Here is a 23,269-nt window from a genome sequence, read left to right on the forward strand (position 1 = left end):
CTGTTTAGCTGACGGGATCTAGGTCCCACGAGCAGTTACGTTTTACCCCGGCTACCGTTATAATAAGACCATATAGAAAAAGGTCAACCAGAAATATTTTCTTTTCTGGATGACCTTATAATACGAAAGGGGCAGTAATGTGGAATAAGAAAATTGTCATTTGTGTAATGCGTTTCTAGGCCGTTATTGCAAAATGAAAAAGCCAGAATTTCTCCTGGCAAAGGGTGGTACCTATTCTTATAACTTTTAGTTGCGAATCCTAGTTTAGAAGGTTATTTTAGAAAAATAACCTAAAAAGAGCAACAATTAGAGCTAATCGAATAAGTAATCGTACTAAACGACCTCTAATGCGTGTTTCTAAAACAAGAGAATCACTTCCAACAGATAAAAGGGTACCTCTATAGGTGCCTTCTGTTGTAATAACTTCAACATCTTCACCTACTAGTTTATGTGCTCCATTTATAAAATTATCCTTACTGTTCATCTTGTCCACCACCTTTCTTGTTATTATTAAATGCGATTAAAATAGAAAGGTTTGGACATTTATTAGAGTGGAAAAATTTTTTATTGTAAATAAAATTCATACAAGAAGTTTAATTAGTAGTTCAATGATAAAGTGTATTAAATAACATTATTTGTCCTAACTTTGTGAAACAATGTACTTAAAGTAAAGGGTTCTTTAGCTAAACATGCTCAATGATGAAAGTCGCTTAACGTCAACGTTAAGTGATTTTTGATTTTCTCGGTAAAAATGTACCGTAATTTGATGACCCACAGGATATTCAGTTAAATCACAATATGATTTACTAAGTCGAAATAGACCCTGTTGCTCTTAGGAAAGCATTTTACAAAAGTAGGCGTTCTTCATTGTTAATTCAAGTGGTTTTAAAAGGATATCATTTTGTAAGCCTACGAAACTTCCGATATTTCTTCATATTCTTCCCTCAGCAGTCGTGAGTCTGGCTCATCCAGATTTAACCCAGTATTTCTTTGGGATGTTACCGCTTCCATTCACTATCTCGGCCTTATGCTTGCGAATGGCTCCACATCCCTTGAATGTCATTCTGAGGATGTTACCATAGATAACGTTGGTAAAAAAAGAACGGTTTACGAACACTTTTTGAATGAGGTGCTCAGGCAGATTTACAAGGAGGTATTGGATGTTAGAGCAAGACAGGAAGATAAAAAGAGTTGTAATTAAGATTGGCAGCAGTTCACTAACGAGTATGCACGGGGAAATCAGCCGCAGGAAGCTGGAAAACCTGGCGAACCAGATTGTTGCCTTGAAGGATGCGGGGTATGAAACGGCGGTGGTTTCATCAGGCGCTGTGGCAGCAGGCTACCGCAAGCTTGGATGCATCGAGCGGCCGACTTCATTGCCGGAAAAACAGGCAGCAGCTTCGATTGGCCAGGGCTTGTTGATGGAATCTTACTCAGAACTCTTTTTATCTCATGGGTATGTGGCTTCCCAGATTTTGATCACGAGAAGCGACTTCGCGAATGAGAATCGATACAACAATATGAAAAATACGTTGAACGTGCTGTTGGAGAGAGGGATCATCCCGATTATCAACGAAAATGATACGGTTACGGTTGACCGTCTTCGTTTCGGCGACAATGACACATTATCGGCGAAGGTCGCGGCGCTGATAGAGGCAGATCAGTTGGTCATCCTTTCCGACATCGATGGGTTGTATGATGCGAATCCGAATTCGAACCCAGAGGCTAAGCTGCTTGATAAGGTGCGCGGAATCACTCCCGAAATCGAAGCGGCAGCAGGCGGTTCTGGAAGCGCTGTTGGTACTGGGGGAATGAAATCGAAAATCTCCGCTGTAAAAATTGCGATGGCATCGGGAATTGATTCATTTTTAGGAAAGGCCGACAGCGAAAACATTTTGATGAAGGCGGTGACTGGAAGTGCAAAGGGGACATATTTCAACCAGGATCCGGAGGGCTTCAACCTCGATAACAATCAGCAATGGATCGCTTTCCATTCCGGGCCTGAGGGGGAAGTAATCATCCGCCCAGAATCAAGTGCGGCGATCATTGAAGACCGGAAAAATATCCTCCCATCCGACATCCTTCAGGTAAAAGGGAAGTTCGGTGAGGGGGCCGTCGTCAGAGTAATGGATGTAGACGGAGAAGAGATCGGCCTTGGACGAATCAATTATTCCAGCGTGAAATTGGAAGAAACACTGATTGAAGAAGAATGTGAGCGAAAAGAAGCGATCGAACAGGGCACCTTTGTCTGTTCACTTGATTTTGCATTACCGGTATCAGTCTAAAACTTTACAGGAGGCGTTTTGATGACATTGACCATGACCAAAACTATGACAGTAGAAGATCAGGCCATTGCAGCGAAAAAGGCAGCGAAACAGCTGAGCATCCTTTCCACTGAGGAAAAAAATGAAGCACTGCTGGTCCTCGCTGCTGCACTGGAGAAAAATTATGAAGCCATTTTAGCAGAGAACGAAAAGGATCTGCAGAACGGAAGGGAAAAAGGCTTTGCGGATGCATTCATGGATCGGCTCGAACTTACTCGCGAGCGGGTCGTGGACTTTGCGGAAGGGCTGCGCCAGGTAGCGGAGCATGATGATCCAGTCGGGGACGTCCTATCAGACTGGACGCTCGAAAACGGGCTCAATGTAAAAGAAATCAGCGTACCGCTAGGTGTCATCGGGATGATTTATGAAGCACGACCGAACGTGACTGTCGATGCAGCAGGTCTGGCACTCAAATCAGGCAACGCAATCATTTTAAAAGGCGGATCTTCTGCATTGTCATCGAACAAAGCCATAGTCGACATCCTGCACAAGGCTCTGGAAAACACAAAGGTGCCAAAAGACGCCATCCAGTTCATCGGAACAGCAGACCGCGAAGCAACCCAGCAGCTGTTCACGATGAAAGAGCATATCGACGTATTGATCCCGCGCGGAGGCGGAGCACTGATCAAGGCAGTCGTCGAAAACGCGACTGTGCCTGTGCTCGAAACAGGAGTTGGCAACTGTCACCTGTATGTGGACGAAGAAGCGGACACTGAAAAAGCGCTGAACATCATGATCAATGCCAAAACAGATAGGCCGGCTGTATGCAACGCTGCGGAAACACTTATCGTCCATCAGGGATGGCTTGAGAATAACAAGGAGAAGCTTGCTGCAGCATTCCAGGATAACGGAATCACTGTGCATGGAGATGAAAAAGCAGCAGCCGCACTGCCGAACGTAATCCCGGCAACGGAAACCGACTGGACCGATGAATATTTGAGCCTCGATATGGCCGTTAAAGTCGTCGATAACATCGATGAAGCCATCGTGCATATCGATCAGTACGGTACGAAGCACTCAGAAGCAATCATTACCGAAAACGAAGACAACGCCAGGAAGTTCCTGCAGCTTGTTGATGCTGCAGCACTGTATCATAATGCTTCCACCCGTTTTACCGACGGGGGAGCATTGGGGTTTGGAGCAGAAATCGGAATTTCCACACAGAAGCTCCATGCAAGAGGACCAATGGGACTGTCCGCTTTGACGACGAGAAAGTACGTCATGGTCGGGGATGGATTGGTGAGATAAATCAGACAGGGTGACGGTTCCTATTTTTCAGGAACCGTCACCCTGTTTTTTTACGATAAACCTCGGCTCATAATCGCTGATGACTTCGAAAACTCCATCATTATACATATAAATATGATGCTCAACGTGTGGTGCCTCATCACTGCCGAGCCAGCCCAGCTGATCATACCATGCGATATAGTCTGATTGTAAGGCTTTATAAAAATGATGCGCGGCCGGGTCAGTAAGTTTGGAGTGATCGGCGCGGTCAATGAACTTGTTCAGGTCAGACCTTGCTATCTCATTTGCGTAACGAAACGTCCAGACACAGTCGCCCACAATTGGTGAATGCTTATCATAAATCACTTCCACCATAGTTCCTTTGATATCCGTCAGGACAATTTTAAGACCGCCCCGATCTTCTGTATCAAAATATTGAAAGGTTGCCCCAATAATGTTGCCCTTCACCAGGCATGTGACCGGCTGCCAGACTTGTAATTCCATTTTAATCATCCCCCTCTTTTAACCAAGTTTATCAGAATAAGAACAAACTTACAGAAAATTGAAACTATCGTGTGCTAATTCCTATAGAGAGGAAGAGTCAGGATTGTTGCCGGTTTTTTGACAGGTTTAGGGTTAGTTGATGAAAACCAGTCAAAATAATACTTATTTGAAGTAAGGGCAGGTTAAGAGATAACCGAGGCCAAAGCTGCTCGCTTTGTCCAAACCAAATTAACTAATTATTCACATAAAATTAGCAGAAGTACCAAACAGAAGCTTAAAATAGAGTTGAAGGAAAATAATAGACTGGAGGGAATCGTGATGAAATTAGAAGGCAAAGTGGCTGTAGTGACGGGTGCTGCGTCGGGGATGGGAAAGGAGATTGCGGAATTATATGCCCAGGAGGGTGCGAAGGTTTTACTGGCTGACTATAATTTTGATGGTGCTGAGGATGTTGCGAAAGGGATTGCTGCGAACGGCGGGACTGCAAAAGCGCTAAAAGTGAACGTGGCGGATCTTGCGGATGTTGAGAATATGATCGATACTGCTGTAAGTGAGTATGGAACACTGGATATTTTGGTGAATAACGCGGGGATTATGGATGGCTTTGAGCCTGTTGGTGATATCACGGACGAGAGATGGGACCAGATTTTTGATGTGAATACAAAGGGCGTGATGCGCGCGATGCGTAAGGCGATACCGCTTTTCCTTGAAAAAGAAAAAGGTATCATCATTAATATAGCCTCCACCGGCGGATTTAGCGGTGCCCATGCTGGTGCAGCTTATGGTGCATCCAAGCATGCCGTGATCGGGCTGACAAAGAACACTGGCTTCATGTATGCGCAAAAAGGGATCCGCTGCAATGCGATTGCACCGGGAGCGGTCGAAACCAACATCGGATCAAGCATGAAGGGCATTAATGAGTTTGGCATGTCACGTGCAGGCTTGACCCACTCATTATCGCCACGCGCCGGGAAGCCAGAAGAAATTGCGCAGGCAGCACTGTTCCTTGCATCTGATGACTCCAGCTTTGTTAATGGAACCGTGATTACCGTCGATGGCGGCTGGACATCTGCTTTTTAAAGACTCTTTAATTTAAGAAGTTCACTTTGAAAAATAAAACAAGAAACGGAACTCGAATCCTCGTTTGAGTTCCGTTTTGATTTAGGAGAAAAAGAATGAAAATTATCTATTGACATCCTTGTGGAATATATGATAAATTTATCTCGAATTAAAAATAAATTAATTCAAGGTATTTTTTTTAAAACAATATCTCGAATTCGAGATAAAAACAATATTAGGAGGAATTTTAATATGGCAAAATGGACAGTCGATCAGGCACACTCAGCAATTGGATTTGAAGTGAAACACATGATGGTATCAAAGGTGAAGGGTCATTTCGATTCTTATATTGCAGATGTTGAGGCAGCGGATCTTACAGATTTAACAACTGCTTCAATTGCATTCAAAATTGATGTAGCTAGCATTGACACTCGTAATGAAGACCGCGAAAATCACTTGAAGTCAGCTGACTTCTTTGATGTTGAGAAGTATCCAACCATTGATTTCAAATCTACAAGCATTACAAGAGACGGCGATGACTACAAAGTAACGGGTGACTTGACAATCAAGGATGTAACGAAACCAGTCACATTCGATGTGGAATTTGGCGGCAAAGGCACAAACCCATGGGGCGTTGAAGTGTACGGCTTTGAAGCAGAAACAAAAATCAACCGTGAAGAATTTGGTCTGACATGGAATGCAGCACTTGAGACAGGCGGCGTCTTGGTGGGAAAAGACATCAAAATCAAAGTTGAATTAGAAGTAAACCCTGCAGCTTAAAACCTTTGGCCATTATGCTGGATTACATGTGAATCCAGCATAATGTAAAGGAGTTGGAAAAATGGAAAAGCCAAGAGAAGAGTTAAAAGCTGTAACAGTGATTATTCGTGCCGCGCAGGCTATTCACGATGTGATTCGAAAAGACGCAGCACAGTATGGATTGAACCCTACGGAATTTTCTGTGATGGAGCTGCTTTATCACAGGGGGGAGCAGCCCATTCAAATCATTGGAAAAAAGGTTCTGATTTCTAGCGGCAGCATAACTTATGTCATTGATAAGCTTGTGGAGAAAAATTATGTGAGACGGCGGGCCTGTCCCGAAGATCGCCGCGTCACTTATGGGGTTTTAACGAATGAAGGAAAAGAGCTGATGGATACTATTTTTCCTCAGCATGAAATGGAAATGAGCAGGATTTTTGCAGATTTGGATGCCGAGGAAGTCAATCAGACAATCAGTTTATTAAAACGAATCGGTTATCGGGCAAAAGGCCTTTAAATACATTTTTATCACTATATATCTCGGATTCGAGATAAAAATTCAGGAGGATTATATAAATGATGGATTTAGGTTTGTTAATCATACGATTGGTAATTGGCATTTTATTTATTGGACATGGTGCGCAAAAGCTGTTTGGCTGGTTTGGGGGCTATGGATTAAAAGGAACGGGCGGCTGGTTTGAATCAATCGGTATGAAGCCTGGTGTGACGATGGCACTTTTCGCAGGGTTAGCTGAGCTTGTCGGGGGAATATTATTGGCAGCAGGGCTTTTGACACCACTCGCAGCTTTGCTGATAGCTGGTACCATGCTGATGGCTATTTTAAAAGTGCATGGCGCAAATGGTTTGTGGTCCACTTCAAATGGCTATGAGTATAACTTGACATTGATTGCTGTAACGATTGGATTAGCACTGATTGGCCCTGGCCGATACGCTGTAGATGCTATTTTATTCTAAATTATATTAGATTATTAATGGGAGTGTTAATAATGACCAAAAAAACAATGGGCATTCACCATATTACCGCAATAGTCGGCCATCCGCAGGAAAACGTTGATTTTTACAGTGGTGTATTAGGACTGCGAATGGTAAAGAAAACCGTCAATTTCGACGATCCAGAGACATATCATCTTTATTTTGGAAATGAAGGCGGCAAGCCGGGAACCATCATCACCTTCTTTCCATGGGCAGGCGCTCGCCAGGGAGTCATTGGCGACGGACAGGTAGGAGTGACTTCCTATGTGGTTCCGAAAGGATCTATCGATTTTTGGAAAAACCGCCTTGAAAAATTTAATGTACCATATACAATCATGGAGCGGTTCGGCGAACAATATTTAGAATTTGATGACCCTCATGGTCTCCACCTGGAGATTGTGGAACGAGAAGAAGGGGAAATCAATGAGTGGAGCTTCGGTGAGGTAACGCCTGATGTCGCCATCAAAGGATTTGGCGGAGCGACACTGTTATCGACCCAGCCGGAAAAAACAGCAGATCTGCTGGAAAAAGTGATGGGACTCGAGGTTGTCGGAAAAGAAGGAGACTTCATTCGCTTCCGATCTTCTGCAGACATCGGGAATGTCATCGACCTTAAATTGACACCGATTGGCCGCGGGGAGATGGGTGTAGGAACCGTGCATCATATTGCCTGGAGGGCTGTCGATGACGCAGACCAGCTGGATTGGCAGCAATACGTGGCAGACAATGGCTATGGTGTAACACCTGTAAGGGACAGAAACTACTTCAATGCGATTTATTTTAGAGAGCATGGTGAAATCCTGTTTGAAATTGCGACGGATCCACCAGGATTTGCTCACGATGAATCACAGGAAACGATGGGTGAGAAATTAATGCTGCCAGAACAATATGAACAGTATCGCGGGCAGCTGGAGAGAAGGCTCATTCCGATCGAAGTGAGAGAGCTGGATTGATGGCGATGCTTCCGGTTGACCCAGACCAGCTTTCCGAGAGAGAGAATTACAAGTTTCTGATTGGCAGCATCATTCCCAGGCCAATCGCCTTCGTCACAACAGCTTCCGAGGATGGAGTCTTGAACGGTGCGCCGTTCAGCTACTTCAATATCGTATCGTCCAATCCGCCGATGATTTCGCTATCCATCCAGCGGTCAGGAGGAAAGCAGAAGGATACGGCGAGGAACATTCTTGAATCCGGGGAATTTGTCGTTCATATCGTTGATGAACAGAATGTTGAAAAAATAAACCAAACAGCCGCCAGCCTTGCTCCTGACGAAAGTGAAGTCGAGCTGGCTCAGTTAACTCCGGTTAAAAGTGTGAAAGTTTCAGTGCCAGGGGTGAAGGAAGCAAAAGTCAGGATGGAATGCGTGCTGGAGCAGGCGTTGGAATTAGGGGGCGGAAATGTGTCGGGCTGCGATTTCATCATCGGGAAAGTAGTACAGTTCCATATAGAGGATAGCATCTACAATCATGGAAGGATCAATCCGGAGGGGCTGGCGGCTGTGAGCAGGCTGGCAGGGAATAATTACGCGAAAGTCGGAGAAATTTTTGAAATCGAAAGGCCCAAGTAGTATCCGATCGGAGAAAGGGTGAAAAGGAAATGCAAAAGACAACAGGTATCCACCATATTACGGCCATGGTCAACGATGCGCAGCGGAATATTGATTTTTACGCAGGTGTATTAGGGCTTAGGCTTGTGAAAAAGACGATCAACTTTGACAGGCCTGAAGTGTATCATCTTTATTTTGGCAACGAAGCCGGGGATCCTGGAACAGTCATCACCTTCTTTCCATGGGAAAACCAGATGAAAGGGCGAATTGGCACTGGACAGGTTGGAGTGACCAGCTATGTCATACCCGCCGGATCCCTGTCTTTTTGGAAGGATCGGTTGAAACGATTTGGAGTCAGGTTCATTCAGAATGTCCGTTATGGCGAAACCTATTTGCAATTCCAGGATCCTGACGGTCTTGAAATCGAACTGGTTGAAAGGAATGAGGGAGCCATTAATCCCTGGAGCTATGGAGGAGTTACATCTGATGTTGCGATCAAAGGGTTTGGCGGAGCGACATTGATTTCAGCCCAGCCTCATAAAACGGCAGAGGTACTTGAAGATATTCTCGGACTAGAGCCAGTTGGCCAGGAAGAAAGCTTCCTCAGGTTTAAAACGGAGATTGGCAACACGATTGACATCAAGCTCACTCCTTCGGTACGCGGATTGATGGGAGCAGGAACGGTCCATCATATTGCCTGGAGAGCGAGAGATGAAGAAGACCATCAAAGGTGGAGAGAACTTCTAGTGGAGAAGGGATTTTATCCAACAGAAATTCTCGACCGTAACTATTTTAAAGCCCTGTATTTTCACGAGGGCGGGGGCATTCTTTTTGAAATCGCAACGGATGCACCGGGCTTTGGGGTAGATGAGCCAGCGAACGCACTCGGAAAAAAACTGATGCTGCCGTCATGGCTCGAGTCAAAGAGGGAAGAATTAGAGCACAAGCTTCCGCAGGTGGAGGCACGTGTTTTGGAGGGAGATAAACAATGAAACATATATTCAACAAGGGTAAGGTATCAACAAAACCAACATTATTAATGCTTCACGGCACAGGAGGCAATGAATTGGACCTGCTGCCTCTAGCTGGAATGATTGATGAGGAAGCTTCTGTCTTAAGTGTCCGCGGGAACGTATTGGAAAATGGAATGCCAAGGTTTTTCAAGAGACTGGCAGAAGGCGTGTTTGACGAAGAGGATCTCATTTTCCGGACGAAGGAATTGAATGAATTCCTTGATGAAGCGGCTGAAAAATACGGCTTTGACCGTAACAATGTGATTGCAGTCGGCTATTCAAACGGAGCGAATATCGCGGCAAGCCTGCTGTTCCACTATCAAAATGCCTTGAAGGGGGCCATCCTCCACCATCCAATGGTGCCGAGGAGAGGCATTGAACTGCCTGACCTGACAGGAACTCCGGTATTCATTGCGGCAGGAACGAATGATCCAATCTGCTCACCGATGGAATCTGAACAACTTAAATCCCTGCTTGAGAAAGCTGGTGCTGATGTGAAACTCCATTGGGAGAATAGAGGCCATCAGTTGACCCGTGAGGAAGTCGAAGCTGCGGCGCAGTGGTACCTGGGACACGAGAGGTAAGAGTAGAAAAGGATGGGACACGGGGACGGTTCTGGTGTCCCGACAGAAGAATAAAATATAACCTTGGGGACGGGAGAACCGTCCCCATTTCCTTTTCTTTAGCTGATCAATCCAGAGATCTTCCCCAAATCCACATTCCCGCCTGAAATGACGGTCACCACTTTTTTATCCTTAAAAGGCAGTTTGTTATGCATGGCAGCTGCGACTGTTGTTGCGCTTGAAGGTTCGATCAGCTGTTTCATTCGTTCCAAAACGAAGCTAAATGCATGGCGGATTTCTTCTTCACTGACCAGGACAAGGTCATCGAGGTATTTCATCAGGACAGGGAAGGTCAGGTCTCCAGGCTGGCTGCTCCTCAAGCCATCAGCGATCGTTGAGGTAGCTGGGATCGCGGTGATTTCCTTGTTTTTAAGTGAAAGATAAGTATCATTCGCAATCTCAGGTTCTACACCAATCACTTTGATCTTTGGGTTGGTCTCTTTTATGGCAGTAAGTATCCCCGAAAGAAGACCGCCACCGCCGATCGGAACAATCACTGCATCGACATCTTGTATCTGTTCGAGAACCTCCAATCCAACCGTTCCCTGACCAGCCATAATATACGGATCGTCATATGGAGGGATGAATACGCCATTTTCTTGATCAGCGATTTCCTTTGCCCTTGGCAGCCTCTCCGCAGATGTGGTGCCGCACATTTCAATTTTGCCATTGTAGGTTTGGATGGCGTTCATTTTACATTGGCTGATATCCTCAGGAACGACAATGGTAGCAGGCACTCCATATTTATTCGCCACATAGGAAACTGCCTGGCCGTGATTGCCCGAGGAGGCTGCGGTTACATACTTTGCGCCATTCTCGACAGCTTGTTTCACTTTATTGCTCGCGCCGCGGATCTTGAATGAGCCAGTCTTTTGCAAGTGCTCTGATTTGAAAAAAATCTGGTTGCCGCATGCCATCGATAGTTGGTCTGATTTTAGGATAGGTGTTACATGAACGATGTCGCTAATTCGTTCCCGCGCTTCCTTCACATCTTTTAATGAGATCATTTGTAATTCCCCCTTTGTTTTCACAACCGTAAAACTGCTGAAAAGATCTTAGTCTTTCTATTAAAGTCAATGCTTCCTAAACAGTCCGAATAAAATGGTTACTAGGATGACTGCGGATAAGACATAAGAAGCGGTGCTTACTGTCGGATGTGCTGCCGCATTTTTAACACGGATTCCAATAAAGGCCCAGATGAATACCAGGGGATAGATACGATCCTTATTTTTATATTGAAAATAAACAGCCAGTAGTGTGGCGATCACGACCATGATCAGTGTCCAGGCAACATCGGATAGACCAAAGCCATTCCAGTCAATATATTTCAAATAATAGCTGATATTCGCGATGGTAGCGACGCTGATCCAGCCAAGATAGACAGAAAAAGGGAGCAGATCCCAAAAAGAATGTTCTTCATTTTTTATAAGTTGATAAAGCTTGATAAGAGTCAGCAGCAAACCAATCATCACAAATACTGTCAGAAGAAAAAACTCGTAATGCCATAATAGTATCCAGGCGATATTGAGAATGGAGCTTAGCACATAAAGCGGAGTAGATTTTTGGTAGACTGGCAAATTCCTTCGTGAAGCAGGAAACTGCCTGATTGTCCAAATAAACAATAAAACATAAATCAATCCCCAGATACCAAAAACATATCCGGCCGGAGTAAACAACACATCCAGTCTATTTGATATTTCCCCGGTCGTCTGCCCATTGAGTGGCAGGATATTCGCAAGCGCATTGACCGCGACCACGAGTAACGTGGCAATCAGATTCAAGAAAAACCGTCCCATCCTCATCCCAGCTTTCATTTTTAGTATTTTGTTCATACTATTCCACTACGATTAGGTGCATAACCACTTTTAGCCTCTAGGGGAGGGAATAAAACTTATGGGACTACAGAACCGTCACTATGTCTCATTGTGTTCCTTGGTGAAATCAAAGAATTTCAGGACGTTTACATGCTCAGTTGTTCCAGCTGCTTGATGGCTCAGAATGTGAGGTGTTCCAAGCGCCCTTTGATGTAGAGCTAAAGAGTGATCATATGGAAGGGACCAGGATTGTCTTCCCTGACCTTTCTATTATTTGTGACAAAAAAGGATTCCGGGAAAATAGCTATGTAGGAGTTCCTTCACTGATCATTGAGATTATTAGTCCTTCGAATCAATCGCATGACCTGGTTTTCAAACTGAACCTTTACATGCAGTTTGGTGTAAAGGAATATTGGATCGTGCATCCGCTCCTTGACACCATTCAGGTGTATGTGTTGGATGAAAAGGATACATTCAAACTGCATGACGTTGCTAAAAATCAAGGCATCATAAGGTCGGCGTTCTTGAAAGAATTCAACGTTGATGTAGAGAAAATCTTTGCTTAAGTCTTTTGATAGGGAATGCCTCTGAACAAGCGAAGGCTCTGACAATATGAGTATAGAAAAGAGGATAGCCCACTAAGCTATCCTCTTTATATTTCGCTTACAATCCGGGTAGGAAGAAAATTACCAGCAGGAGGATCAATAATGTCCAAACAAATGATGATCTGATTTTGTGGTGATTTCCTAAACTTTTATTACTTTTATGAACAATTGATAAGGTTAAAACATTGGCTAAAAAAAGAAAGTAGTAAAGAATGATATACAAGACCCAGCGGCTATGTTCTACTGCGGATGCCAATGGAGTAAACAAGACCAGGGTTATGAAAATGACGACTGATAGAAAAAAGATAACCAATACCACGATATTCATTAAATCCCAGGCCGGGTGGATTAAGAATGTTTGGCTCGTCTTCGTTTGAAAGTACAAAATTAAGCTAATTATGCCTAAAACAGCGGCAAGGAACAAAGTTGATAAGAGAAATTGCAAATACGGGTATTGAACGGTATGGGTAGAAAAATTGTCCTTGAACAAGTCAGCTATGAAAGCGAGAATGACCAAAATGATGATCATAATGCCTTGATAGATTTTCCATTTTGAAATGATTTTGCAACACCACCATATATTAAAATCACGTACTTATGTAACTAGCTAATTCAAATACCGCTTAAGAGCCCCTGTTCCACAGCCTCCATGATGTCATAGGCACCCTCGGATTTATTGGAGCAGACCACGGCGATGGCCTGGGTGGCCGGGTAGTAGGCGGAGTGGAAGCTGACTCCTGGGTCATAGCCCATCACATGGTATTTAGCTACTTGCCCGGATTCATTCTTGATCCAGATGCCGTACCCGTAATAGCCGGTTTCGTTGGCTTGCGCGTGGGGGGTGAGCAGTCGTTCCAAGGTCTCCTTTGTGAGTAAAAGCTGCCCAAATAACGCTTTCCACAGCTCGGCCATGTCGTTTACGGTGATATAGGCTCCTCCGTCTGAGCCGCCTTTTACCGGCAGGGAATAGATATTGGTTTTCCATGTTCCGTCAGGAAGATCGATATAGCCGGTCGCCGTATTGGCGGGCAATTGATCAAATGAAAAATAACCCGAATCATTCATGCCAGCTCTTTTGAAAATATGTTCCTCGACATAATCCGTGAATATCATCCTGGAAGCCTGCTCAACAATCAGCCCTAGTAATATATAGCCAGCATTATTGTAGTGAAAAGCTTCGCCGGGAGCTGCTTTCATTTGTTCATTTTGGAACATCGGTAAAAAATCGCTGAGGTGCCTGATGTGGTACATTGGTCTCGACACCCAGAGTTCCTCGAAAACATCCATGATGTCCTCATCAAAGTAGTCAGGGATTCCAGATGTATGCGTCAGCAAATGGTGAATCGTAATCTCTTCACTAAATCCAGGAAACTCCTCGTCAAGACACTCTCTCAATCTCGTATCGAAGGTAAGTTTTCCATCCTCGACAAGCTGGCAGATGGCAATTGCCGTGTACAGTTTGCAGCCAGAAGCGATGCCAAAACGCGTGTCAGTGTTGTTATTAAGCTGATCAGAGCGGTTGGAAAAGCCAAAGCTTGCTGATGCGAGCTCATTCCCAGTTCCAACCAAAACCGTTCCTGAAAAATCAATCTCTGTTTGCACACCTGATAGAATCTGATTTAAATTCTTCATTTCATCCTCCAGTTTTATTTAACCGTTTGGTCCAATGTTACCATAAATAGATAAAGTTGGATGGCGATTATCGCAAGTTGGAAAGAATCGTTGTGCGCCAAAAGAGCAGATTGAATGACTATGCAACAAGCCCTGATGAGCGGATTTACTTAAATGTAGAGGAACTATTATAGGGGGATCTTCGGTACTTTTTGACAGTTTAATATATTACAATCCGATAACAATTCTCTTAAAACCCCCTATTCATTTGAGAAATATGATAGTATGACGGACATGTTGGGTGAAAGGGGAGTTTGTTTATGATGAAGCGAATTTTTTCAGGCGTTCTTTTGTTGAGCATCGCCGTCCTTGTGCTTGGCGCATGCAGCAAAGATAGCTCGAAAGGGAATGCTGAAAAAGAAAATAAAGAAGATATAGTTGCAACAGTAGATGGAAAAGATATTTCAAAAAAAGAATATAAGAAAGAACTGGATGCCATGAAGGCAACTTATGAACAGCAAGGCATGCCGGCAGACCAGATGGATAGCAAGATGAAGGAACAACTGGAAAAGTCTGTTCTGGATCAAATGATCAATGCTGAGCTGCTTCTCCAGACAGCTGAGAAGGACGGCGTCTCCGTTGAACAGAAAGAAATCGATGCAGAATTGGAAAAGATCAAAACCAACTTCGAAGATGAAAAACAGTATGAAGAAGCATTGAAAAAGAACAAATTGAGCGAGAAAGAACTTAAGGCCCAACTGAAAAAGCAAATGACTGTCACACAATATCTGGACAGCAAGATCGGCAAGGTAGAAGCCTCCGATGAAGAAATCCAGGCAATGTATGATCAATACAAGCAGCAAGCTGAAGGCCAAAAGCAAAAGCCGGAAGAACTTGATAAAATCAAACCACAGCTTGAGCAGCAAGTTCTAGCTCAAAAGAAAGATGAAAAGATCACCCAGCTAGTGGAAAAAATCCGCAAAGACAATGAAGATAAAGTGAAAATCCGTAAGGCGTAAGAAGGTTGCCGCCTTGGATTTTTAAAGAATGGGGGATAGACATTAAGTCTATCCTCTTTTTAATGGACATAGGGAAGGTTCAGCAGGCTTGGTTGAAATGAGTAACTAAAGAATTCATGGGATTTCCATGCAGATGATAGTAACAAACAAATTCCACCCATTATTAGGATGCTAGAAGGTATTCTTGCCAGTTTTATAGAAATTTAGACTTGCTGTAAAGAAATTAACAAACCCAATTTATTTGTGGTGTGGAAATGGATATGGAAAAGTACAGATTAACAGGCTAACAATTATTACACTCCTCTTATTGTACATAGGATTTATAATTTCAGGTCCAGGCTTCGGAGTTCGATATTAAATGAATAGTTCCTATATAGAGCGCACAACAAAAACAGGAAGCGCTATTGTTGAACGAACAGGTTAATTCATTATGGGTGTGAAGAGTCTTAAATTATGCCTGAAGTTCATATAAACATTTTATGATGATACAAACAAATCTTGTGATAAATCTAGTCCCCCAGATTTATCAGATATATGAAAGGTGTAAATAATAATGAACAATCCAATTTAAAATTCCCCTATTTAAGACAATATTCATTTCAGAAATTGGGGGACATAAAATGAAATTAAATAAAAACTTTTCTTTTTTACTGTTGGGTCAATCGCTCGCTAATATTGGCGATGTATTATATATGGTCAGTATTATTAGTACGATTTTTGTATTAACAGGCTCGGCAACCGCATCTTCATTTGTACCATTTACAATTACTTCTTCTATGTTTATATCTAGTCTGTTAACACCTCTTTTGGTGGGGAAAGTAAATCTTAAATGGTTAATGGCTGGATCGCAAATCGGTAAGACTATTCTGCTTTTTATTCTGGGGTTTATGTTAGTTGGAGTTACAGCATCAAATTATTATTTGATTTTCTTAATCATAGGATTGATTGCTTTACTAGATGGATGTGCAAATCCAATACGACAGACATTAATTCCATACTATGTTAATCCTAGTCAATTAATTAAAGCCAATGGACTTGCAGAAACTGTTACACAGTTCATACAAGCAGTGATGTGGTTCATAGGGAGTTTATTCTTAATTATTATGAGCTCACAGCAGCTGGTCTGGTTAGCAGGAGGTTTGTTTATAGTAGCAAGCATCTTGCTCAGTCTTTTAGAAAGTGCAGCTGATAATAGAATAGAGGCTAAAGGGAAATTTGAACAGATTACAGAGGGATGGGTAACTTTATCTAACACTCCAGTATTAAGAAAGATTGCTTGGCTAGACTTCTTTGAGACAATCGCAGGAACGGTTTGGATAGCAGCCATACTCCTTGTGTTCGTTAACGATGCTTTAGAGGTTGGTGGACAGTGGTGGGGATTTATCAATGGCGCCTACTTTTTGGGATTGATCTTAGGAAGTGTTTATTGTATTAACTATTCTTCAATCATTGAAAAGAAATTGGGGACATTTATATTTATAGGTTCAATCCTAAGCTCCTTAGTAACATTACTATTTAGTATAAACAGCATACCAATTGCTGCACTCCTTTTATCGCTCTTTGTAGGGCTTTTTGGTCAAATTAAAGGCATACCTCAACAAACAGTGATACAAACCAGCGTTACAAAAGAACATTTATCAACGGTTTATACATCGTTTGGAGCTATCGGTACTGGTATCTTTGGCATTGGTTCTCTTGTTATGGGACTGTTAGCAGATTTACTGGGAATAAGAATCGTGTTTATGATCTCAGGAATATTGCTTGCAGTGGTCAGTTTAATTGTTTTTAAAAGTAAGCACTTGTTTGTTAGGAATATAATCGAATTTGAATAATGAATGATAGAGTGGGACTGCGGATCATCTGTGGTCCCATGCCTTTATAATTTGTGCTTTAAGGGGCTGAAATGATGGAGGTAAAGAAATCACAAAGTAATTCTAATTTATTGGAAAGAATAAAAATTGTAAAAGGAGAAAACTTTGTAACTATTGAAGATACAAAAAGTCTGGCGAATCAAGAGCTAATTGAACTTATAACATATCTGATGGGACAGTCATTTATAAAGAACTGTAAAAATGTGAATATACTCGTTAATAGTAAATTTAACACAGAAGTAGACTTTACTTTAATAGAAAATGGATTTAAGTTACATGATGAAAATGTTACTGTTCACAAGTTGTTAGATGATTCATCTAAGGTTGAAAACGGGTTCTTACTAAAGGATTTAAACGTACTTTCGTTAGCAGAGTTTAAAAGGGTTTGGGAGGAATCTATGAAAGGATCATTAAATTCACCTTCTTCGCTAAATGTTGACGAACAGATGCGAAGTGTAGAGTTGGAATTAGGCCCGAACTATAAGAAATCTTGTATTGTTGCTTATGATAATGGAAATCCAATCGGAGTAATAATGCCCCATATAGAACCCGGGACTTCAGAAGAAGGTAGGCTATTTTATTTTGGAATCATTCCAAGCGAAAGAGGGAAGGGGAAAAGCAAACTTCTTCATCAACAAGCATTAGAAATATTAAAAAATGACTTTATGGCCACCCATTATATTGGCCGCACTGGTCACAACAACCTTCCAATGCTTAAAACATTCCAGAATAACGGATGTACAGTTATAGAACGAAATAAGGTTTTCAAAAGGGGAAACTAAAACTTTGCGAAGAGTAAATATTGAGTTGATTAGGAAGGATTAGTGTCTTTTTTTAAGCTATTGAAGCAGGTTAAGGTAATAAGAGGTGGGCATATGGGTATGATTAAGGTTTTATTTATTATTTTAATATGGGCTATTCCCATTTTCTATATTATAAATACCTATATAAAGACTGATAAAGAAGAACAGCAGGAATTTAAAAATGAAATGAAAAGTCCTTCTTTTCTCCTTATTGGAGGTTTTAGTTGTATAGGTGTGCTATTATTCCATTCTGGTAATATTGCAACAATTAAATCACTTGAACATATTGGTGCATTTATGGTGTTTTTCGGTTGGTTTTCTGGATGTATTGCATTTTGGGAAAAAAGTGTTAAGAAAAGTGTTGGACTAATGTCATTGGGAGTAATGGGAGTAGTTACTTACTGTTTCTTAGTAATCTAAGAGAAAATCTATTCGCTTTTCTTTAACTAATCTGTGCGGTGACCCTGGAAGGATTATTCACTTTTTTATTGAACCCCTTAGTGAACTAACGATCCAGAAGAGTACAAGAAAGACGTAGAATATAGATGTTCAAGGCAATGGGTGTGTCAAACATATTTGACACACCCATTGCCTTATTTTATTATATGGGTGTAAAAGGTTTTTTACACCTAATAAATGTGGAGGCAGATGAATTGGAAAATAGAATTAAGGAGTACAGAGAAAAAAATAGTCTTTCACAGGGGAAATTAGCGGAGTTATGTAATGTAAGTAGGCAAACGATTAACGCTATCGAGAATGACAAATATGATCCGAGTTTGCAGTTAGCATTTGATATCGCAAGGACTTTAGGAGTTGCAATGGAAGATTTATTTATCTCTAAGAATGGGGGGGGAAGTCATGAATAAAACCAAAGGTATTATTGCTATCTTAGTCTTTGTTGTTTTTCTAACAATTGGAGGAACGACTTTATACAAATGGGTTAGTTTTGGAACTGCGGATTCAGCTGGTATATTCTTTAGTTTTTTAGCTTTAAGCTATTTTCTTAATTGGCTGAATTGGGGTGATCATGAAGGTGGTGGCGAGAAGGATGAATTAGATAGACATATTGAAACCCAAAGTGCCAAAATAGGTTATTATGTTCTTATGGTTTTATCTGGTTTAATACTATTTATTTCTGAAGGAACAGGCAGTTTCAATGAAATTGACAATTATCCACTGGTTATAGTGGTAGGTCTTACTTTTGTTACAGTTCCGATTACAGAATTTATATATTCAAAAAAGTTTAAATGATATGAATGAAACTAACACAAAGAAAGCATCTCAACTAAAAGGTGAGATGATTCAGGGAGGATGCCTTTTTGTTGGATTCTAACTGTTTCAATCTAATTGGCCCTTAGTAAAAAAAGAAAGAAGGTTTTTTTATGAAATCTATATTATTAATTGGACAATCAAATATGGCAGGCAGAGGATTTATTGAGGAGGTATCTCCGATTTATAATGAGCACATATATATGTTGCGAAACGGCAGATGGCAAATGATGGCGGAGCCGCTTAATTTTGATCGTCACATATCTGGTGTTGGACCGGCAGCATCTTTTGCTCAGGCTTGGACAGAGGATCATCCGGGTGAGTCCATTGGGGTCATACCATGTGCCGAGGGAGGAAGCTCTATTGATGATTGGGCAATTGATGGACTATTAACAAGACATGCGATTTCTGAAGCGAAATTTGCGATGGAATCAAGTGAACTAATAGGAATTCTGTGGCATCAAGGAGAAAGTGACAGTTACGGAGAACGTTATAAGATGTATGAAGATAAATTGCTTTCATTAATGAAACACTTGAGAAAAGAATTGAATGCACCAGATATCCCGATTATTATCGGTGAGTTGGGACATTACCTTGGAGAAGTTGGATTTGGAAAAAGCGCTGTAGAATATAAACAAATAAACAAGATTTTATCTAAAGTTGCTCACACTGAAAAAGATTGCTATTTTGCAACATCAAAAGGCTTAACTGCAAATCCAGATGGCATACATATTGATGCTATGTCCCAGAGGAAATTTGGATTAAGATACTATGAAGCTTTTTCAAAACAAAAGCATGTTTTAGATGTTTTAGACATAGAGCATGAGTGGATTGAAAAGGCAGCAAAACGTGAACTAACTAAAAATGAACGTATATTTGTCCAAAGCACGAAACTTGCTTTAGGGCAATTGAGTTTTGAGGAGTTTTCTATAAATATCTCCAATATTAATGAAAGTAAGTGAAGCTAAATTGTTAAACAACCGGGATGCGTTTGTGGAACAAGGAGTTGTCGATGCGGCAGCTCCTATTGTGTTAAAGAGCAGGTTTGTCAAACAAAGACTTTTACGGTCACGCTTAACGTGCTTTAAATACAAAAAGTCGATACCTTATATTAAGGAATCGACTAAACAGCTGTTAAGATAGCTGTTCTGTGAACAATTATAGGAGTTCATTAACCACATGATTTAGAAAATACTCTACTTGTTCTTTTGAAGTACCAGGTGTATGATAACCAATCGTCAATGTGAGTCTTCCGTTATACGCACTAGCCCCCATTGTGAAGAATGGTGCATACATAATGGGTGATGTCATATACCCATCTTCTGCTTGAATTTCACCAAACCGGATAGGTTCCTCTGCGATCACACCGAAATTTGTTAGTAACGGCAATGCCATCTCCATTTGTATTGCCTGTTCGTATTGCTGCTTGTACATTTCCTTCACGGCAGATAGATTCATTCCTGCCAGAAGTTCCATTCCTGCAGCTGAAGAAAGACCTGGATTTTGAGTCTTTATTTTATCCATGGATTGTTTGACTCGAATGAGAGTCTGATTAAATGTTTCCTCATCTTCCATATTAATCATGGGCATTTCCATACCGGATAGGTTGCAAATAGCCCCAGTTGTATGATTAGGAAGATATCGACGTAAATCGATTGTTATTCCGATCATTTTTTCTGCAGTGCGAGGTTCTGCATACATAGCGAAACGTGATAAAGCTCGGAAATAAGCAGCCATGATTACATCATTCAAGGTAGCCTGTTGTGCTTTTGTCCATTGGATTAGACGCAGAGTTTGCTCATGGCTTATCCGCCGTATGGACATTTGTGGGTACGCATTTTTGTTCGGCTGTGATGGAAAGGACCATAATGATGCCTGTTGTTCTTGGCTAGGGCGATAAGCACTTTTTATGTCTGTTATGCCAGTATACTTGAATATAAGTGATTGATCACGAAAACTCTCTTTCCCCTCACTATATTCCTTGATAATTTGTTCTTTAGATTGGCCCGAGGAAAGTTGGGTATAAATAGTTCCCAGCAAATTGATATATTCTTTGACTCCTGCACCATCTGAACATAGATGGGACAATTTCACAACTAAGATTTCTATTGTAGTGCCTCGTAATAATTTCGTTTGAACCATGGGCCCCTGAATTCGATTTCCAGATTCCTGAATATAATCGATTGCCATCATTTCAATTTCTTGATCATTTCCTTCTGCATAAAGGCAAATAGGAGAATTGGTATCAGGTGAATGTTCCTTCCAGTAAGGAGTATCATTTTCGACAAAACAGCTGTTCAAAACTGGCTGCAATTGTAGCGTTATCCTTACTGATTGTTCGAGGTTTTCCTTTGATATACCTAAAGGAAAATAAAGAACTGCATTAATTTGTTGATCTGCAGAATAAAGACCTAATATATAATTCATTCTATCTTGAGGTGTTACTGAATGTCTTCTTTGTTCCACAGTTCTGTCTCCTTCTTTAGACTATTTTTAGTTATAACCACGTTCTCCAAATGGTTGTAACTTTTCTAGCCATTTTTCTTCAAGGGCGAGTAGTGCCTCTTTTTCGTTAAAATATGGGTCATCCTTCTTTTCCATTTTTTCGAGTATGTCAATCCTGAAAGCGACTTTTCCGTACTGGTTCCATTCCTTTTGCAGTTCTTTGTTAGTTGTATATCCATTCGTTTCGAGCATGAACTTTATTCCGTTTAGAGTTTTAAAGTTTTTGGTGCTTCCAACCAGTATTTTATTGTTAATCGTATTTTTTATCTGATAAACGCCTGCTTCAACAGATGTTTCCTTGTATTGTTGTTTCAACTCTTTTTTGCGATCCATGTTTTTTCACCTACTGTTATCCATTTATTTTTTTAACCAATAACTGCTCCCGTCAGATGTGCGTTGTAAAAATCCGTAATCCACTAAATATCTTCTTACTAAAACATAATCCTCATATAACTCTTTTAAAATCTGATTTAATTCTTTTTCATCATAATGGTAATCCGTTTTTAAATGTTTCGAAATTTCCCTCAGGACCACGAGTCTTTGTTTTTCTTTATTGGGAAACTTAGTCAATACTCCTTTAGAGAAGTATTTATGAATCAATAGCTCCTGTTCCTCTTGAGTAATGTTATATCTTTCATCTACCATTGTGGCTGTTTTATGCACGGGTACGAAAGCTGGTGCATGTTCATCTTTTTCTTTCAGTAATTCCATCATTGCTAAAAAAGTCTTTGCCTGACGTTCCTTTTCTTTTAATGCAAAACGATGATGACGAATAGTAGAGGCGCTTCCAATGCCAAGTTCTTTTTGAATTTCTTTATCATTTTTCCCCTGATAAAAAAGAGATAATAGTTTCTTTTGATGTTCAGTAAGGCCCGTGAGCTTCTTGTCCATGGCAAGTAAATAATCAAATACGGAAAGGTGGGTACTCTCAATATGAATACGCATATACCTTTCGGCTTCGTAAAGTCGATTTTCGTAAGGATAAACAATCCCTTTTTCTACTCTCTCTCCACATAAAAGACAAGTAATAAAACCACTGTCTTGAATATATCCACTTTTCAATTCTTCCAAAGAGGCACTCCAAAAAACATTTGATATTTCCATTGTTAGAAACACTTCCTATCTTTTTCCTGATAAAAACAAACATATGATAATTTCGTTTGTGTATTTGTAAACATTTTATATTAAAGTTTAAATGCAGTCAATTAATAATAAACATTTTATTTGTATATCTGTTTATTAACAAACAATCATACATTATGTTTAAGAATATTGAAGTTGAATTGCAAGTGATTCCTTTTTGGATTTTAGTCTACTGAATGTACCTATTTCACTTAACTTAGGATCCGAGTAACGTATTGCTACTGGATGCGATAGTGAACAGATGGAGAAAAATAAATTTTCATAACACAAGAAGCCTGAATGGAAGCCTTCAGCGATTTCTTATTCGACTAACGAAGCAGGATAGCTTAAGAAAGGTGAAATATTCAAGTGATAAAATCCGTAGAAATATGTAAGAAATAACTGGCTTGTTTGGAGGAATTATAATGGCTGCACTGCTGTCTTTAATTAGGGATATTTTTGCTGCAATAGCAGGTTCATTGATAAAGAAGAAAGTGCAAAAGGTATATAAAACGCTTGTTTTAATATCAAAAAAATAAGGAGGGGTTAAATTGAAAAAATACAATGTTCTTTCAACTATCTGTTAAGGAGTATTCATTATT

Annotated in this window: 26 protein-coding genes; 18 read left to right on the top strand and 8 right to left on the bottom strand. The window is 41.0% G+C overall.

The features are described from left to right. Positions 1–277: 277 nt before the first annotated feature. Entirely contained in the window at positions 278–484 is a 207-nt protein-coding gene (locus tag M3593_RS16680) for a DUF2642 domain-containing protein (protein ID WP_144480097.1), read from the bottom strand. A gap of 676 nt (positions 485–1,160) precedes the next feature. Between M3593_RS16680 and proB the strand changes: the two genes are divergently transcribed. Together proB and M3593_RS16690 are read left to right on the top strand one after the other, a co-directional pair. Next, complete coding sequence (gene proB / locus M3593_RS16685) at positions 1,161–2,285, top strand: glutamate 5-kinase (RefSeq protein ID WP_251543711.1); 1,125 nt, start codon at positions 1,161–1,163, stop codon at positions 2,283–2,285. An 18-nt stretch (positions 2,286–2,303) separates the two neighbouring features. Then, positions 2,304–3,572: a glutamate-5-semialdehyde dehydrogenase gene (locus M3593_RS16690; RefSeq protein ID WP_285848069.1), complete on the top strand. Its 1,269-nt coding sequence runs from the start codon at positions 2,304–2,306 to the stop codon at positions 3,570–3,572. A 27-nt stretch (positions 3,573–3,599) separates the two neighbouring features. Here the strand turns inward: M3593_RS16690 and M3593_RS16695 are convergent, their stop codons facing one another. Then, positions 3,600–4,055, bottom strand: a complete 456-nt coding sequence (locus M3593_RS16695; protein ID WP_251543707.1) for a hypothetical protein — start codon at positions 4,053–4,055, stop codon at positions 3,600–3,602. A gap of 318 nt (positions 4,056–4,373) precedes the next feature. On the opposite strand from M3593_RS16695, the gene M3593_RS16700 reads away from it, so the two are divergent. The 8 genes from M3593_RS16700 to M3593_RS16735 all read left to right on the top strand — a co-directional run bounded on the left by M3593_RS16700 (position 4,374) and on the right by M3593_RS16735 (position 10,009). Beyond that, the gene (locus tag M3593_RS16700) at positions 4,374–5,135 is read left to right on the top strand and encodes an SDR family oxidoreductase (protein ID WP_251543746.1); all 762 of its coding nucleotides are present in this window, start codon (positions 4,374–4,376) and stop codon (positions 5,133–5,135) included. Positions 5,136–5,366: 231 nt separating this feature from the next. Next, entirely contained in the window at positions 5,367–5,894 is a 528-nt protein-coding gene (locus M3593_RS16705; protein WP_251543705.1) for a YceI family protein, read from the top strand. Between the two features lie 61 nt (positions 5,895–5,955). Further along, positions 5,956–6,390: a MarR family winged helix-turn-helix transcriptional regulator gene (locus tag M3593_RS16710; RefSeq protein WP_251543704.1), complete on the top strand. Its 435-nt coding sequence runs from the start codon at positions 5,956–5,958 to the stop codon at positions 6,388–6,390. Between the two features lie 59 nt (positions 6,391–6,449). Then, complete coding sequence (locus tag M3593_RS16715) at positions 6,450–6,848, top strand: DoxX family protein (protein WP_251543702.1); 399 nt, start codon at positions 6,450–6,452, stop codon at positions 6,846–6,848. A 32-nt stretch (positions 6,849–6,880) separates the two neighbouring features. After that, on the top strand, positions 6,881–7,819 hold the full coding sequence (locus tag M3593_RS16720) for a ring-cleaving dioxygenase (RefSeq protein WP_251543700.1): 939 nt from the start codon (positions 6,881–6,883) through the stop codon (positions 7,817–7,819). Positions 7,820–7,824: 5 nt separating this feature from the next. Continuing rightward, positions 7,825–8,433 carry a flavin reductase family protein gene (locus M3593_RS16725; protein WP_251543745.1) on the top strand — a complete coding sequence of 203 codons (609 nt, stop codon included), beginning with the start codon at positions 7,825–7,827 and terminating at the stop codon, positions 8,431–8,433. Between the two features lie 29 nt (positions 8,434–8,462). Then, positions 8,463–9,404, top strand: a complete 942-nt coding sequence (locus tag M3593_RS16730) for a ring-cleaving dioxygenase (RefSeq protein ID WP_251543698.1) — start codon at positions 8,463–8,465, stop codon at positions 9,402–9,404. Continuing rightward, a complete protein-coding gene (locus M3593_RS16735; protein ID WP_251543696.1) occupies positions 9,401–10,009 on the top strand; it encodes an alpha/beta hydrolase in 609 nt (202 codons plus the stop codon). Before M3593_RS16730 ends, M3593_RS16735 begins: the two co-directional genes overlap by 4 nt. A 98-nt stretch (positions 10,010–10,107) precedes the next feature. Here M3593_RS16735 and M3593_RS16740 read toward each other — a convergent pair whose 3' ends face one another. Both M3593_RS16740 and M3593_RS16745 read right to left on the bottom strand, forming a co-directional pair. Beyond that, positions 10,108–11,055: a threonine ammonia-lyase gene (locus M3593_RS16740; protein WP_251543694.1), complete on the bottom strand. Its 948-nt coding sequence runs from the start codon at positions 11,053–11,055 to the stop codon at positions 10,108–10,110. Between the two features lie 66 nt (positions 11,056–11,121). After that, positions 11,122–11,844, bottom strand: coding sequence for a TspO/MBR family protein (locus M3593_RS16745; protein WP_251543743.1), 723 nt, complete (start codon positions 11,842–11,844; stop codon positions 11,122–11,124). A gap of 176 nt (positions 11,845–12,020) precedes the next feature. On the opposite strand from M3593_RS16745, the gene M3593_RS16750 reads away from it, so the two are divergent. After that, positions 12,021–12,428, top strand: a complete 408-nt coding sequence (locus tag M3593_RS16750) for a Uma2 family endonuclease (protein WP_483308926.1) — start codon at positions 12,021–12,023, stop codon at positions 12,426–12,428. Positions 12,429–13,079: 651 nt separating this feature from the next. Here the strand turns inward: M3593_RS16750 and M3593_RS16755 are convergent. Then, complete coding sequence (locus M3593_RS16755) at positions 13,080–14,099, bottom strand: serine hydrolase domain-containing protein (protein ID WP_251543690.1); 1,020 nt, start codon at positions 14,097–14,099, stop codon at positions 13,080–13,082. A 299-nt stretch (positions 14,100–14,398) separates the two neighbouring features. Here M3593_RS16755 and M3593_RS16760 point away from each other — a divergent pair, with 299 nt between their 5' ends. The 7 genes from M3593_RS16760 (at position 14,399) to M3593_RS16790 (ending at position 20,002) form a co-directional block, all read left to right on the top strand. Continuing rightward, on the top strand, positions 14,399–15,097 hold the full coding sequence (locus M3593_RS16760) for a SurA N-terminal domain-containing protein (protein ID WP_251543688.1): 699 nt from the start codon (positions 14,399–14,401) through the stop codon (positions 15,095–15,097). A 620-nt stretch (positions 15,098–15,717) separates the two neighbouring features. Further along, the gene (locus M3593_RS16765; RefSeq protein WP_251543686.1) at positions 15,718–16,929 is read left to right on the top strand and encodes an MFS transporter; all 1,212 of its coding nucleotides are present in this window, start codon (positions 15,718–15,720) and stop codon (positions 16,927–16,929) included. A gap of 71 nt (positions 16,930–17,000) precedes the next feature. Continuing rightward, entirely contained in the window at positions 17,001–17,750 is a 750-nt protein-coding gene (locus M3593_RS16770) for a GNAT family N-acetyltransferase (protein WP_251543685.1), read from the top strand. Positions 17,751–17,843: 93 nt separating this feature from the next. Next, positions 17,844–18,191: a hypothetical protein gene (locus tag M3593_RS16775; RefSeq protein ID WP_251543683.1), complete on the top strand. Its 348-nt coding sequence runs from the start codon at positions 17,844–17,846 to the stop codon at positions 18,189–18,191. Positions 18,192–18,424: 233 nt separating this feature from the next. Beyond that, a complete protein-coding gene (locus M3593_RS16780) occupies positions 18,425–18,637 on the top strand; it encodes a helix-turn-helix transcriptional regulator (protein WP_251543681.1) in 213 nt (70 codons plus the stop codon). Further along, a complete protein-coding gene (locus M3593_RS16785; protein WP_251543679.1) occupies positions 18,630–19,022 on the top strand; it encodes a DUF2178 domain-containing protein in 393 nt (130 codons plus the stop codon). The genes M3593_RS16780 and M3593_RS16785 overlap by 8 nt, the downstream gene beginning before the upstream one ends. Before the next feature lie 131 nt (positions 19,023–19,153). Continuing rightward, positions 19,154–20,002, top strand: coding sequence for a sialate O-acetylesterase (locus M3593_RS16790; RefSeq protein WP_251543677.1), 849 nt, complete (start codon positions 19,154–19,156; stop codon positions 20,000–20,002). Between the two features lie 196 nt (positions 20,003–20,198). On the opposite strand, the gene M3593_RS16795 is transcribed toward M3593_RS16790, so the two are convergent. Genes M3593_RS16795 through M3593_RS16805 form a run of 3 tightly spaced genes read right to left on the bottom strand, consistent with a single transcriptional unit; the run spans position 20,199 to position 22,649 of the window. Then, entirely contained in the window at positions 20,199–21,506 is a 1,308-nt protein-coding gene (locus M3593_RS16795; RefSeq protein WP_251543675.1) for a condensation domain-containing protein, read from the bottom strand. A gap of 27 nt (positions 21,507–21,533) precedes the next feature. Next, on the bottom strand, positions 21,534–21,878 hold the full coding sequence (locus M3593_RS16800; RefSeq protein WP_251543673.1) for a GIY-YIG nuclease family protein: 345 nt from the start codon (positions 21,876–21,878) through the stop codon (positions 21,534–21,536). A 24-nt stretch (positions 21,879–21,902) separates the two neighbouring features. Continuing rightward, positions 21,903–22,649, bottom strand: a complete 747-nt coding sequence (locus tag M3593_RS16805; protein WP_251543671.1) for a DUF2087 domain-containing protein — start codon at positions 22,647–22,649, stop codon at positions 21,903–21,905. Between the last annotated feature and the right edge of the window lie 620 nt (positions 22,650–23,269).

It is taken from the genome of Mesobacillus sp. MER 48 (assembly GCF_023714225.1).
Taxonomy (GTDB): domain Bacteria; phylum Bacillota; class Bacilli; order Bacillales; family Cytobacillaceae; genus Mesobacillus; species Mesobacillus oceanisediminis_A.

Excerpts from the sequence above, each read along its gene's own strand:
- M3593_RS16785 (WP_251543679.1), top strand. The coding sequence starts at position 18,630 with ATGAATAAAACCAAAGGTATTATTGCTATCTTAGTCTTTGTTGTTTTT.
- M3593_RS16715 (WP_251543702.1), top strand. The coding sequence starts at position 6,450 with ATGATGGATTTAGGTTTGTTAATCATACGATTGGTAATTGGCATTTTA.
- M3593_RS16770 (WP_251543685.1), top strand. The coding sequence starts at position 17,001 with ATGATGGAGGTAAAGAAATCACAAAGTAATTCTAATTTATTGGAAAGA.
- M3593_RS16730 (WP_251543698.1), top strand. The coding sequence starts at position 8,463 with ATGCAAAAGACAACAGGTATCCACCATATTACGGCCATGGTCAACGAT.
- M3593_RS16680 (WP_144480097.1), bottom strand. The coding sequence starts at position 484 with ATGAACAGTAAGGATAATTTTATAAATGGAGCACATAAACTAGTAGGT.
- M3593_RS16775 (WP_251543683.1), top strand. The coding sequence starts at position 17,844 with ATGGGTATGATTAAGGTTTTATTTATTATTTTAATATGGGCTATTCCC.
- M3593_RS16755 (WP_251543690.1), bottom strand. The coding sequence starts at position 14,099 with ATGAAGAATTTAAATCAGATTCTATCAGGTGTGCAAACAGAGATTGAT.
- M3593_RS16740 (WP_251543694.1), bottom strand. The coding sequence starts at position 11,055 with ATGATCTCATTAAAAGATGTGAAGGAAGCGCGGGAACGAATTAGCGAC.
- M3593_RS16700 (WP_251543746.1), top strand. The coding sequence starts at position 4,374 with ATGAAATTAGAAGGCAAAGTGGCTGTAGTGACGGGTGCTGCGTCGGGG.
- proB (WP_251543711.1), top strand. The coding sequence starts at position 1,161 with ATGTTAGAGCAAGACAGGAAGATAAAAAGAGTTGTAATTAAGATTGGC.
- M3593_RS16760 (WP_251543688.1), top strand. The coding sequence starts at position 14,399 with ATGATGAAGCGAATTTTTTCAGGCGTTCTTTTGTTGAGCATCGCCGTC.
- M3593_RS16790 (WP_251543677.1), top strand. The coding sequence starts at position 19,154 with ATGAAATCTATATTATTAATTGGACAATCAAATATGGCAGGCAGAGGA.
- M3593_RS16745 (WP_251543743.1), bottom strand. The coding sequence starts at position 11,844 with ATGGGACGGTTTTTCTTGAATCTGATTGCCACGTTACTCGTGGTCGCG.
- M3593_RS16800 (WP_251543673.1), bottom strand. The coding sequence starts at position 21,878 with ATGGATCGCAAAAAAGAGTTGAAACAACAATACAAGGAAACATCTGTT.
- M3593_RS16735 (WP_251543696.1), top strand. The coding sequence starts at position 9,401 with ATGAAACATATATTCAACAAGGGTAAGGTATCAACAAAACCAACATTA.
- M3593_RS16720 (WP_251543700.1), top strand. The coding sequence starts at position 6,881 with ATGACCAAAAAAACAATGGGCATTCACCATATTACCGCAATAGTCGGC.
- M3593_RS16695 (WP_251543707.1), bottom strand. The coding sequence starts at position 4,055 with ATGGAATTACAAGTCTGGCAGCCGGTCACATGCCTGGTGAAGGGCAAC.
- M3593_RS16705 (WP_251543705.1), top strand. The coding sequence starts at position 5,367 with ATGGCAAAATGGACAGTCGATCAGGCACACTCAGCAATTGGATTTGAA.
- M3593_RS16765 (WP_251543686.1), top strand. The coding sequence starts at position 15,718 with ATGAAATTAAATAAAAACTTTTCTTTTTTACTGTTGGGTCAATCGCTC.
- M3593_RS16805 (WP_251543671.1), bottom strand. The coding sequence starts at position 22,649 with ATGGAAATATCAAATGTTTTTTGGAGTGCCTCTTTGGAAGAATTGAAA.
- M3593_RS16725 (WP_251543745.1), top strand. The coding sequence starts at position 7,825 with ATGCTTCCGGTTGACCCAGACCAGCTTTCCGAGAGAGAGAATTACAAG.
- M3593_RS16710 (WP_251543704.1), top strand. The coding sequence starts at position 5,956 with ATGGAAAAGCCAAGAGAAGAGTTAAAAGCTGTAACAGTGATTATTCGT.